The 12,372-nt window shown below is 66.9% G+C and carries 11 protein-coding genes and 1 pseudogene; 4 read left to right on the forward strand and 8 right to left on the reverse strand.

The window, feature by feature from the left end; all coding sequences use genetic code 11:
* Positions 1–108 (reverse strand): annotated as a pseudogene (locus I5M_RS33960) (biopolymer transporter ExbD); the annotation flags it as partial.
* A 4-nt stretch (positions 109–112) separates the two neighbouring features.
* A complete protein-coding gene (exbB, locus tag I5M_RS27420) occupies positions 113–907 on the reverse strand; it encodes a tonB-system energizer ExbB (RefSeq protein ID WP_022724321.1) in 795 nt (264 codons plus the stop codon).
* A 514-nt stretch (positions 908–1,421) separates the two neighbouring features.
* On the opposite strand from exbB, the gene I5M_RS27425 reads away from it, so the two are divergent.
* From I5M_RS27425 to I5M_RS27435, 3 genes are read left to right on the forward strand one after another with little or no spacing between them, the layout of a single operon-like run.
* Complete coding sequence (locus I5M_RS27425; protein WP_022724322.1) at positions 1,422–2,270, forward strand: enoyl-CoA hydratase; 849 nt, start codon at positions 1,422–1,424, stop codon at positions 2,268–2,270.
* A gap of 3 nt (positions 2,271–2,273) precedes the next feature.
* Positions 2,274–3,410 carry an acyl-CoA dehydrogenase family protein gene (locus I5M_RS27430; protein WP_022724323.1) on the forward strand — a complete coding sequence of 379 codons (1,137 nt, stop codon included), beginning with the start codon at positions 2,274–2,276 and terminating at the stop codon, positions 3,408–3,410.
* Between the two features lie 18 nt (positions 3,411–3,428).
* A complete protein-coding gene (locus I5M_RS27435; protein ID WP_022724324.1) occupies positions 3,429–4,625 on the forward strand; it encodes an acyl-CoA dehydrogenase family protein in 1,197 nt (398 codons plus the stop codon).
* 207 nt (positions 4,626–4,832) lie between these two features.
* On the opposite strand, the gene I5M_RS27440 is transcribed toward I5M_RS27435, so the two are convergent.
* The 6 genes from I5M_RS27440 to iorA all read right to left on the reverse strand — a co-directional run bounded on the left by I5M_RS27440 (position 4,833) and on the right by iorA (position 11,760).
* Positions 4,833–6,167 carry a phenylacetate--CoA ligase family protein gene (locus I5M_RS27440; RefSeq protein ID WP_022724325.1) on the reverse strand — a complete coding sequence of 445 codons (1,335 nt, stop codon included), beginning with the start codon at positions 6,165–6,167 and terminating at the stop codon, positions 4,833–4,835.
* Between the two features lie 274 nt (positions 6,168–6,441).
* Positions 6,442–6,999: a 2-oxoacid:acceptor oxidoreductase family protein gene (locus I5M_RS27445; protein ID WP_022724326.1), complete on the reverse strand. Its 558-nt coding sequence runs from the start codon at positions 6,997–6,999 to the stop codon at positions 6,442–6,444.
* Positions 7,000–7,012: 13 nt separating this feature from the next.
* Positions 7,013–7,843, reverse strand: coding sequence for a thiamine pyrophosphate-dependent enzyme (locus I5M_RS27450; RefSeq protein ID WP_022724327.1), 831 nt, complete (start codon positions 7,841–7,843; stop codon positions 7,013–7,015).
* A gap of 1 nt (position 7,844) precedes the next feature.
* Positions 7,845–9,005, reverse strand: coding sequence for a 2-oxoacid:acceptor oxidoreductase subunit alpha (locus I5M_RS27455; protein ID WP_022724328.1), 1,161 nt, complete (start codon positions 9,003–9,005; stop codon positions 7,845–7,847).
* Entirely contained in the window at positions 9,002–9,940 is a 939-nt protein-coding gene (locus I5M_RS27460) for a 2-oxoacid:acceptor oxidoreductase family protein (protein ID WP_022724329.1), read from the reverse strand. Before I5M_RS27460 ends, I5M_RS27455 begins: the two co-directional genes overlap by 4 nt.
* Entirely contained in the window at positions 9,937–11,760 is a 1,824-nt protein-coding gene (iorA, locus tag I5M_RS27465) for an indolepyruvate ferredoxin oxidoreductase subunit alpha (protein WP_031337793.1), read from the reverse strand. The genes I5M_RS27460 and iorA overlap by 4 nt, the downstream gene beginning before the upstream one ends.
* Positions 11,761–12,043: 283 nt before the next feature.
* Between iorA and I5M_RS27470 the strand changes: the two genes are divergently transcribed.
* Complete coding sequence (locus I5M_RS27470) at positions 12,044–12,313, forward strand: hypothetical protein (RefSeq protein WP_022724331.1); 270 nt, start codon at positions 12,044–12,046, stop codon at positions 12,311–12,313.
* Positions 12,314–12,372: the final 59 nt, after the last annotated feature.

Here is a 12,372-nt window from a genome sequence, read left to right on the forward strand (position 1 = left end):
GATCAGCAGCACCAGCATGACGTCGATGAACGGCGTGACGTTGATCTCGTGCGCGAGCGCGAGATCGTCCTCGATCGGCTGCCGCCGTCCGCCGAGCCGCACGCCCATGCCCCTACCCCGCGCGCGCCATCAGCCGCGCCGAGCGGCCGCGGTCGCGGCTGACCAGCAGCAGGACCTGTGCCGAAGCGTCGCCGAGCAGCGCGCGATAATTGCCGATCTGGCGGACCAGATAGTTGTAGATCACCACCGCCGGCACAGCGGCGACGAGGCCGAGCGCGGTGGCGAGCAGCGCTTCGGCAATGCCGGGCGCAACAACCGCGAGATTGGTGGTGTGCGCCTCTGAGATCCCGATGAAGGCGTTCATGATGCCCCACACCGTGCCGAACAGGCCGACGAACGGCGCCACTGCGCCGATGGTGGCGAGTACACCAGTGCCGCGCGCGATCTTCCGCGCCAGCGCGGCTTCGGCGCGTTCCAGCCGCAGCGCGACGCGCTCCTTGAAGTCGTCGTCGAAGGTCCAGCCCGAGAGCTGCGCTTCGCGCGTCGCGGTCTGGATCAATTGGCCGACGCCGTCCTGCGCTACGGTGCTGCGCAGCTCGGCCAGCGTGATGTCGGCCTCGAGCTGAGCCAGCGCCGCGCGGGCGCCCGCGGTCTCGCGGCGAAGTTCAATGGTCTTCGACAGCCACACCGTCCAGGTCGCCAGCGAGGCGATCGCGAGCCCGACCATTACCACTTTCACGACGATGTCGGCGGCGGTGAACATGCCCCACGGCGACAGATCACGCGGCAGTGTCGCCAGCGCGCTCGCCGCCTCCGCGCCCGCCGATCCACTCAGCAGCAACGCCGCGGCCATCAGGCCGAGCGCAGGCTTGCGGATCATCGGGGGAACGCGGAACTGCGGCATCATGCACTTTCGGCGGGAAACACAGGGCCGGGACCTATCGCACGGATCGGCGCAGCGAAAAAATCAAATCTGGCCGGCGCTTGGCCGCACAGCCCTCCGCCTGTCGCATACTCCCGCGGCGCGCGGATTGTTCTGGCTCAAAGCGGGATCGGGTGATCGTGGATCGGACGATGCGGCGTCCAAAGGCGCTGTTTTCACCCTGCGAGCCTGACCGAAAATGCAGCGTCTCAAGTCAGGCACTTTCGCCCCCACGCGTCATGCCCGGCCTCGTGCCGGGCATCCACGCCTTGCTGACGGAAATGCACCAAAGGCGTGGATGGCCGGGACAAGCCCGGCCATGACGGAGGTTGTGAGCGAACGGTGAAAATTTCGAATGTCGATGCCCCTGCGCCATGCTGCGGAATAAGCGCGCTCTGCCGCAGCAGTTCGGATTTGCGGTCGCGCGGCCGACCTGCCAGACTACACGGAACAATCACCGGCGCGCCGCGCGCCGGGACAACAAGAAACGGGAGGATGCATGGGCGGCTATGAGACGCTCGTGGTCGAACGTCCCGATCCGGCGGTCGCGCGGATCGTGATGAACCGGCCGGAGGCGCGCAACGCGCAAAATCTGCAGATGACCTACGACCTCAACGCCGCGTTCGACGACGCGGTGCAGGACGACGCCGTCAAAGTCATCATCCTCGCCGGCAACGGTCCGCATTTCTCGGCCGGCCATGATCTGCGCGCCACCACCAGGAACGAAGCCGGCATCGACTTCCCGCCGGTCGGCACCTGGGGCGGTTTCCGCGAGCCGGGCGCACACGGACGGATGGCGCGCGAGCAGGAGATTTATCTGCAGATCACGCGGCGATGGCGCAATCTCGCCAAGCCGACCATCGCCGAAGTGCACGGCAAGTGCATCGCCGGCGGGCTGATGCTGGCCTGGGCCTGCGACCTGATCGTCGCCGCCGACAATGCCGAGTTCTGCGATCCCGTTGTGACAATGGGCGTGTGCGGCGTCGAGTGGTTCGTGCATCCCTGGGAGCTCGGCCCGCGCAAGGCCAAGGAGCTGCTGTTCACCGCCGACAGCTGGAGCGCGCAAGACGGCTATCAGCTCGGCATGGTCAATCATGTGGTCCCCGCGGCCGAACTATCCGCCTTCACCCTGGCGCTCGCCCAGCGCATCGCCGCCAAGCCCGCCTTCGCGCTGAATATGACCAAGGAGGCGGTCAACCGCTCGGTCGACATCCAGGGCCAGCCGGCCGCGATCGACCAGGCTTTCGCGCTGCATCAGCTGTGTCACGCTCACAATCTGCAGGAGTTTGGAATGATCGTCGATCCGTCGGGACTACATCCGTCGGTGCGCAAACAGGCCAAGGTGTAGGCGATGGATCTCACCCCGAGCGACGAACAGCGGATGCTGCGCGAAAGCGCCGACCGCTTCATCAATGAGACCTACACGCCAAAGCTGCGCGAACACAACGCCAAGGAGCCGTTCGGCTTCAGCGAGGCGATCTGGAAGCAGTTCGCCGATCTCGGCTGGCTGGCGCTGCCGATCGCCGAGGAGCACGGCGGCATCGGCGGCGGCGCCATCGAGATCGGCATCCTGATGGAAGCGTTCGGCCGCGGTCTCGTCAGCGAACCCTATCTGTCGACCGTGGTGCTCGGCGCCGGCCTCGTCGCCGAACACGGCCGCGACGAGCAGAAGGCGGCGCTGCTGCCGCAGATCGCGGAAGGAAAACTGCGGCTCGCGTTCGCGCATGCCGAACGCGCAGCCCGCGCCAACCTCGCCCGGGTCGATACGACGGCGCGGAAGGACCGCGATCACTACGTGCTCGACGGCAGCAAGGTCGCGGTTCTGGACGGCGCGTCGGCCGATCGGCTGATCGTCTCGGCGCGGCTGGCGAATAACGGCAGCGGCTCGCTGCGGCTGTTCCTGGTGCCGCGTGACGCGGCCGGGCTGACGATGTCGGACTATCCGCGGCTCGGCGGCGGCCGCGCCTGCAATTGCACGCTGCAAGGCGTGCGCGTGCCGGCCGACGCCGTGCTCGGCGGTGATAGCGACGCGTATCCCGCGGTCGAGTCTGTGGTCGATCGCGCGCTGGCGGCGATGTCGGCCGAAGCGGTCGGCATGATGCAGACGCTGACCGACAAGACGCTCGACTACACCAAGGTGCGCAAGCAGTTCGGCAAGCCGCTGGCGGCCAATCAGGTGATCCGGCATCGCCTCACCGACATGTCGGTGCAGGTCGATGAAGCCCGCTCGATGGCGCTGCGCGCGGCGCTGAAGGCCGACGCGGAGCCGAGCGAGCGCGGACGCGCCTGCTCGGGCGCCAAGGCCAAGATCGGCAACGGCGCGCGCTTCGTCGCCGAGCAGTCCGTGCAACTGCACGGCGGCATGGGCGTCACCGAGGAACTCGACGTCGGCGCGTACTTCAAACGCCTGCTGGCGTTCGAGACGCTGTTCGGTGGCAGCACGCATCACTATCGCCGCCACGCCGCGCTCAGCGGCCGGCGCGTGTAACACAAGCGAGGCATCGACATGGATATGACCTTCGGCGACGCCGAGCTCGCCTTTCAAAAAGAAGTTCGCGACTTCATCGCGGCGAACCTGACGCCCGCGATGAAGCGCGCCGAACAGCTCAACGCCTCGGTGTTCTCGGAACCGGAGACCGGCGTAGCTTGGCAGCGCGCCCTCAACAGCAAGGGGTGGGGCGCGCCCGGCTGGCCGGTCGAGTACGGCGGCCCCGGCTGGACTCCGGCGCAGCGCTGGATTTTCGAGACCGAATACTCCCACGCGGGCGTGCCGTCGCCGTCGCCGATGGGCGTCAAGATGGTCGGCCCGGTGATCATCGGCTTCGGCTCGAAGGAGCAGAAGAACTACTTCCTGCCGCGGATTCTCTCAGGCGAGGACTATTGGTGCCAGGGCTATTCGGAGCCAGGTTCAGGCTCCGACCTGTCGTCGCTGAAGACCCGCGCGGTGCGCGACGGCGACGAATACGTCATCAATGGCACCAAGATCTGGACTACCCATGCGCACCACGCCAACATGATGTTCGCGCTGGTGCGCACCAGCGACGAGCCGCGGCAGCAGGACGGCATCAGCTTCGTACTGATCGACATGAAGAGCCCCGGCATCACCATCCGGCCGATCCTGACCATCGGCGGCGACCACGAGGTCAACCAGGTGTTCTTCGACGACGTCCGCATTCCAGTGTCGAACCGGGTCGGCGACGAGGGCAAGGGCTGGACCTACGGCAAATATCTCTTGGAGTTCGAACGCGGCTCCGGCATCGCCTCGGCGAAAATGCGCGAGGCGCTGCAGAAGGTCTCGGCACTGGCGGAGTCGGATGCCACCGGCCGCGCGATCGAGGACCCTGACATCGCCATCCGGATGTCGGAAGCCGAGGTCGATATCGACGCGCTGGAAATGACCGAGCTGCGGGTGCTGTCTGCGTTGCAGAACGGCCAGAACCCGGGCGCGGTGTCGTCGATGCTGAAGCTGCGGACCAGCGAAATCTACCAGGCGGTAACGCGACTCGGCGTCGACGTCATCGGCCATGACGGCCTATACGTCGAACCGACCCGCCCGCTGCACCACCTCAACGCCGCACCGGCGATCCCCGAAGCTGCACTCGCCGTCGTGCCCAAGCACCTCAACGGCCGCGCCTACACCATCTTCGGCGGCACCTCGGAAATCCAGCGGGATATCATCAGCAAGCTGGTGCTGGGATTGTAGGTCGTTTTGAAGTTCGCTCAACGAGTCGAAGCGTCATCCTGAGGTGCCCGTTCGGCCGCGCGTTTGCGTGGTCGAAAGGGCCTCGAAGGATGAGCCGCGCACCCCGCGGCCACATCTTTCGAGGCTCGCCCTTCGGGCGAGCACCTCAGGATGACGAGTCGTGCGCGGATAGCTCAAGAAGGCGGGATGCAGGATAGCATCTGCCGATCAAATATTCCGCTGGTCCTTCACCCGCACCGCCTTGCCCTGCGAGCGTGGCACCTCGCCCGGCGCTTTCACTACGACCTTGCAGGTGACGCCGATCATCGACTTGACGTGATGCGTCACCTCGGCGGCCTTGCGGGCCAACGCCGACTCGTCGCGCGGCGCATCCGGGGCGATCTCGACTTCGACCGTCATGGCGTCGAGCGCCTTCTCCCGGGTGAGCACGATCTGATAGTGCGGCGCGATGCCGGGGAAGCCGACCAGCACCGACTCCACCTGTGACGGATAGACGTTGACGCCGCGGATGATCAGCATGTCGTCGTCGCGACCGGTGACTCGCATGATGCGGACATGGGTGCGGCCGCAGGCGCAGGGCTCCGTGTTCAGGCTGGTGATGTCGCGGGTGCGATACCGGATCATCGGCAGCGCTTCCTTGGTCAGCGTGGTGATCACCAGCTCGCCGACCGAGCCCATCGGCAACACCTGCAGCGTTTCGGGATCGATGGTCTCGAACAGGAAGTGATCTTCCCAGCCGTGCAGCCCGTTCTGCGCGACGGCGCATTCGCAGGCGACGCCGGGGCCCATGATTTCGGACAGGCCGTAGACATCGACCGCCTTGATGCCGAGCCGCGTTTCGAGATCGTGGCGCATGGCGTCGCTCCACGGCTCGGCACCGAACAGCCCGACGCGCAGCGGTGCGTTACGCAAATTGACGCCCATCTGCTCGGCGACCTCGGCGATGTTGAGCGCGTAGGATGGCGTGCAGCACAGCGCGTTGGCGCCGAAATCGGTGATGAGCTGAACCTGCCGCTCGGTGCCGCCGCCCGAGGCCGGCACCACGGTGCAGCCGAGCCGCTCGGCGCCGTAATGTGCCCCGAGGCCACCGGTGAACAGGCCGTAGCCGTAAGCGTTGTGCACGATATCGTCGGGCGAGATGCCGGCGCCGACCATCGACCGCGCCATCAGCTCGGCCCAGTTGTCGAGATCGGTCCTGGTGTAGCCGACCACGGTCGGCTTGCCGGTGGTGCCCGACGAGGCATGAATACGCGGCAGCTGATTACGCGGCAACGCGAACATCCCGAACGGATAGTTGTCGCGCAGGTCGGTCTTCTTGGTGAAGGGAAAGCGCGCGAGGTCGGTCAGCGATTTCAGGTCGGCGGGCTTCACGCCGGCTTCGTTGAAAGACCTGCGATAATGCGGCACGTCGCGATAGGCGCGCTCGACGATCTTGCGCAGCCGCTCGAACTGCAACGCCGCAAGCTGTGGCCGCGGCATCGTCTCGATCGCGGGATCGAGCATGGGGACGGCGGGTTCGCGCAATGCGGCCTGGGCAACCATCAAAGTAATCCCTTGTCAGTGGCCGACTGGACTGTCCCGGTATGCGGTGAACAGGTCAGCCGGTGTCTTCCGATTGAATGCAGAACGACGCGATCGCCCCGAGCACGGCGAGCTCCCTCGCCCCGCTCTTGCGGGGAGAGGGGTGGGGTGAGGGGCGACACGGGCATTGAGGCTCGGCCTCGTGGAGACGCCCCCTCACCCGCCGCGCAAGAGCGCGTCGACCTCTCCCCGCGCGCGGGGAGAGGTTCAGTCTGCGCTTGTTGAGAGTTCATGCTCACGACGCCGCCGCGGCGACGGGCGCCTTGGCGAGGTCGTAGCCGGCTGCGAGCGCGTCCATGTTGAGATCGAGGAAGCCGCGCGGTGACGAGGCGCGGATGACCTTTTCGACTGAGGCGCGCTTGCACAGCCCGGTCATCTCGATCAGCACGCCCAGCGCGACGATGTTGGTGACGCGCTCGCTGCCAAGCTCGATGGCGGTGCGGTTGAGCGGGAAGTGGCAGCGCCGCATGGAGCCGTCCGGCAGTTCCGGGCACAGCCGGCTGTCGGCGATCACCAGCGCGCCGTCCTTCAGCCGCGGCCACGACGGCTTGACGGCGATCTTGTCGAGCAGCACCAGATGGTCAAACGCCACCGGCAGCGGATAGTCGACCTCGCCGGCCGCGACCACGAGGTCGGCGTTGCAGAAGCCGCCGCGCGAGGTCGGCTCGTAGGTCTGCGACTGCGCGACATGGCGACCTTCCAGCGCCAGCGCATCGGCGAGCAGCTTGGCGCTGAGCACCAGCCCCTGCCCGCCGGTGCCGCCGAAGCGCAGTTCGATCCGGGATTTCGGCATCGTCTCGCTCCTGTTACTTGGCGGCGCGCGCGGCCGCCGCCGCACGCAGCGCTGCGCCGTATTCGGGCCGGGCGTTGCGGGCGAGCACGCCGGTCGGCAGGTCGGTGGAGCGGAACGGCTCGTCGACGCTGTCACGATACGCCGAGGGCCGCATCTCGCTCTTCTGCCGCATCACCATCTCGGACGACGAGCCCATGTCGTTCTTGCGGCCGTAGACCTCGGTGCAGTCGGACAGCACCTCGATGAAGGCGAAGCCGGGATGCTGCAGGCCGTGTTTGATCAATTCCTTCATCTTCGGCACGTGGCGCGTCACCTCGCGGCCAACGAATCCGGCACCGGCGGCGATCGCCAGCGCGCAGGCGTCGAAATTCGGCTCGGTGTTGCCGTGCGGCGTGGTCGTGGTCAGCCGCGTCTCCGACGTGGTCGGCGACACCTGGCCGCCGGTCATGCCGTAGATCTCGTTGTTGAGCATCAGGCAGGTCAGCTTGAGATTGCGCCGACAGGCGTGGATCAGATGATTGCCGCCGATCGCCAGGCAGTCGCCGTCGCCGGTGATCACCACGACATGCAGATCCGGCCGCGCCAGCGCGAGGCCCGTCGCATAGGCCAGCGGCCGGCCGTGCGTGGTGTGGAAGGTGTTGGCGTCGATATAGGCCGACAGCCGGCCGGCGCAGCCGATGCCCGACACCACCGCGAGCTTGTCGCGGTCGATCTTGAGTTCGTGCAGCGCCCACAGCAGCGCGCGCAGCGCCATGCCGTGGCCGCAGCCGGGGCAGAGAAAGTGCGGCATCATCTCCTTGCGGAGATAGTCGCGGACGTCGAAATGCGGCGCTTCGCGGAACATGTCAGACCTCCGTGGCGAGCTTGGTCGCAGCGGCGGCGATCTGCGCCGGCGTGATCGGCTCGCCGCTGATCAGATGCAGGCCTTCGACGCGGCGGTCGCGGAGTTGGCGCTCGATCTCGAGCCGGAGCTGGCCGATGTTGAGTTCGGGAACCAGGATCGCCTTGGCGTGCTGAGTTGCCTCGCGCAGCGCGATTTCCGGAAACGGCCACAACGTAATGGGACGAAACAGCCCGACCTTGTGGCCCTCGGCGCGGCAAGCATCGACCGCACGCCGCGCCGCGCGGGCGCTGATGCCGATGGCGACGATCACCACCTCGGCATCCTCGCAGCGGACCGCCTCGTAGCTGTCGATCAGGTCGCGGAAGTGATCGAGCTTGGCATAGAGCCGGCCGAGATTGCGCGTCACCGTCTCCGGGTCCTGCGACGGAAACCCGCTCTCGCTATGCGTCAGGCCGGTGGTGTGGGTGCGGTAGCCGTCGCCGGGGCGCGGCATCGGCGGCACGCCATCGGCATCCGCCGCATAGGGCTTGTAGCTCTCGCGCGGGCCGCTGGCCCATTTGCGCGTGGCGTGCACCGGGGCGCGGCCGCCGAGCGCTACGGTCTCGGACGATTGCGCGATCACTTGGTCGTAGAGCAGGATCACCGGTGTGCGGCAGATCTCGGCGAGATCAAAAGCGCGGATGGTCTCGTCGTAGATCTCGCGCGCCGAGGCCGGCGCCAGCACGATGATCGGATAGTCGCCGTGGCTGCCGTAGCGGGTCTGATAGATGTCGGCCTGCGACGGCCGCGTCGGCATGCCGGTCGAGGGGCCGCCGCGCATCACGTTGACGACGACACAGGGAATCTCCGCGCCGGCCGCGTAGCCGATGTTCTCCTGCTTCAGCGAGAAGCCGGGACCGGAGGTCGCGGTCAACGCCTTGACGCCGCCCATCGAGGCGCCGACCACGGCAGCCATCGCGGCGATCTCGTCCTCCATCTGGATGAAGACGCCGCCGGCCTTCGGCAGCAGCACCGACAGCCGTTCGGCGATCTCGGAGGACGGCGTAATCGGATAGCCGGCGAAGAAGGTGCAACCGGCGTCGAGCGCGCCCTGGGCGCAGGCGGCGTTGCCGGACAGCAGCTTGGCGGCGGGCTTGGCGTGCGAACGGTCGATCGCGTTCATCGCGCCGCCTCCAGCGCCGGCTGCTCAGCGTCCAGATGAACTCGGATGGCGAAGTCGGGACACAGCCACTCGCACAGCCGGCAGCCGGTGCATTTCTCCGGCGCGACCAGCTTGGCGATTCGATCGGCGTCGAGTTCAAGGCAGTGCTCGGGGCAGAGCTTGACGCAGATCTCGCAACTCTTGCACCAGGCGTCGGTGATCTCCAGCCGCGGCGTGTAGTTGGTCTGCGTAGGTGCAGACCGGGCCGGCATATCGGACGGCGGCGCCGTCTTGGCCTCGGCGATCCAGTTGCGCCCGAGTTCGAACGCCGCGGTGTTCACCGCGATGGTTTTCTTCGGCACGAAGCTGGTGACGGTGCGCTCCCATTCGGGCAGCGAGAATTCCAATACGGTCGACAGCGCGCCGAGCAGCACGACATTGGCGGCGCGGTCGTTGCCGAGTTCTTCGGCCATCCGCGTCGCATCGATCGCGTAGGCCTCGGAGACATAGGCCGAGACCTGCTCGGCGGTCTCGGTCGAATAGCGCATCGGCGCGCCGGGGCGGCGGCTGCGGCAGGCGAACGGCGGCACGATGCGCTTGGTGTCGCAGATGAACACGCCGGTGTCGCGGCGCAGATGCGGCAGCCAGCGCAGGCCCTCGGCCCATTCCAGCGCGATCAGCACGTCGGCCTCCCCCTTGGCGATGGTCGGCGACCACACTTTCGGCCCGAAGCGGACGTGGCTGAACACGGTGCCGCCGCGCTTGGCCATGCCGTGGACTTCGCTCTGCTTGACCTCGAAGCCGTGCGCCTGCGCCAGCGACGCCAGCACCTTCGACACCATGATGACGCCCTGGCCGCCGACGCCGACGATCAGCACGTTGAAGGGTTCGGCCAGCGCCGCGTTGAACGCGACCGGCTCGCGCGTCGACGCCGCGATGTTGCTCTGCTCGTTCATGACGTCACCGCCGGGGTCGCGATCTTGATGCAGTCGATGGTGCAGACCTGGGCGCACAGCGTGCAGCCGATACACAGCGCCGGATCGATCTTGACGCGGTGCCGGCCCTCGAACCATTCGTCGCTCCAGGTCAGCGCCGGGCAGCCAAGATTCATGCAGGACTGGCAGGCCGTGCACTCGCTGGTCTTCACTTCCAGCGGCGGACCTTTGATCTTGATCGGATCGAGCACGCAGGGCCGGTTGGAGATCAGCACCGCGACGCCCCGATAGGCGATCGCCTCGCGCAGCGCCTGATGCGTACCGGCGAGATCGTAGCTGTCGATGGTCCTGACCCACTGCACGCCGCAGGCGCGGATCAGCGCTTCGTAATCGACCCGCGGTGCCGGCTCGCCGCGCAGCGTCTTGCCAGTGCCGGGATGTTCCTGGCCGCCGGTCATTGCGGTGATGTGGTTGTCGAGCAGCAGCACGGCGATGTCGGCCTGATTGTAGACCGCGTCGATCAGCGCCGGGATGCCGGCATGCAGGAAGGTGCTATCGCCGATGGTGGCGACGATCGGCTTGGTCTCGCCGGCCTTAGCCATGCCGACGGCGTTGCCGATCGACGAGCCCATCGCCACGCAGGTGTCGATGCCGCGCAAGGGATCGAGCACCGCCAGCGTGTAGCAGCCAATGTCGCCGGCGACGCGGGCGCCCGAGGCGCGCACCGCCATGTAGCTCGACGTGTGCGGGCAGCCGGCGCACAGCACCGGCGGGCGCACCACCGGCTCCGGCACCCAGGCGTTGAGCGACGGCGGCGCCGGCAGCAGGCCGGCCTGGACGAAGCCGGCGCGCACCACTTCGGGCGAGAACTCGCCGGCGCGCGGAAAGAAGCGCTTGCCCTCGACCTTGATGCCGAGCGAGGCGATCTCCTTCTCGATGATCGGTTCGAGCTCTTCGACGACAAACACGCGCTCGACAGACGCGCAGAAATCGCGCAGCAGAGTCTCGGGCAGCGGCCATGACGCGCCGAGCTTGAGCACGGTGGCGTTCGGCAGCACTTCGCGCACATAGGGATAGCAGGTGCCAGCCGTGATGATACCGAAGCTGCTGTCGCCGTTCTCCCACGAAGTGATGGCGGCCGTCGCCAGATAGTCCTTGAGCTTGTCCTCGCGCTGCAGCACCGCGACATGGCGGCCGCGCGCATGCGCCGGGATCATCACGTTCTTGGACGGCTGCTCCAGGAACACTCGCGCCGGCACCTCACAGCGTTCGCCGACCGACACGGTGCTGCGGGTGTGCGACAGCCGTGTCGTGCTGCGCACCATCACCGGCGTGTCGAACTGCTCGGAAATCTCATAGGCGAGCTTGGTGAACTCGTACGCTTCCTGCGCGTCGCTCGGCTCCAGCACCGGGATGGTCGCGAGCTTGGCGTAGTAGCGAGAGTCCTGCTCGTTCTGCGACGAGTGGATGCCGGGATCGTCGCACACCACCAGCACCAGTCCGCCGTTCACGCCGATATAGGTCAGCGTCATGAATGCGTCGGCCGCGACGTTGAGGCCGACATGCTTCATCGCGCAGAGCGACCGCGAGCCGGCAAACGAGGCGCCGATCGCGACGTCGAGCGCCACCTTCTCGTTGGTCGACCATTGCGCGTGCAGGTCTTCGACCGGGTAGGTCGCGAGGTTTTCCAGAATTTCGGTGCTGGGCGTGCCCGGATAGGCAGCGGCAACGCGGACGCCGGCTTCCCAGGCGGCACGGGCGATCGCCTCGTTACCGGTCAGCGGGCGCAGCTCTTTGGGCTCGCGCAGCGGCGCGGTCGCGGCTTGCCAAGGTGTGTGCATCACAAGCTCCCCAAGCGCACGCCGCAACGTCGGCTTTAGATTAGCTATAAGGGCAGCCTGTTTCCCAAATTTACCGTCTTGCGTATTTGCGCTACGTCAACGGGCAGTGCGGCAGAGATAGCAGGATCGGACTAAGCGTCCCGCCGGGGCAGGCATGCCGGGCTGTTTTGTGTTGAGTCAAATCGGTGCGACGCAGCAAAGCCTAGTGCTACGCAGCTTTGCCGTCACGGCGACGAGCAGCTTGAACTTTAGACTAACGGACACCGCAGCAGACGAGGACACTATGACGACGCCGGTCCCGGACAAACATGTCGAAGCGCGGATGGCGCGGATCGAGGCCGCGGTGCAGCGGCTGCAACTCTTCGTCGTTCTGGTGGTCAGTATTGCGCTGATCCTGCTCTGTCTCGACTTCGCCACCAAGCTGGTGCCAGATCCGGATTCGGCGCTGTGGTTCTATGGCGCGGAGTTGGGCGGTCTGGCGGTGGGAATGATCCTCGCTTATGTGGTCGCCAAGCTGATCGGCTACCCGCTGCAGGTGCTGAAGCGCGCTTGACGCCTTCAGCCCTGCGAACGCGCCGGCCGCACGGGAGCCGCGCCAAGCGATCGTGCCCT

The organism is Rhodopseudomonas sp. B29 (assembly GCF_000333455.1).
Taxonomy (GTDB): domain Bacteria; phylum Pseudomonadota; class Alphaproteobacteria; order Rhizobiales; family Xanthobacteraceae; genus Rhodopseudomonas.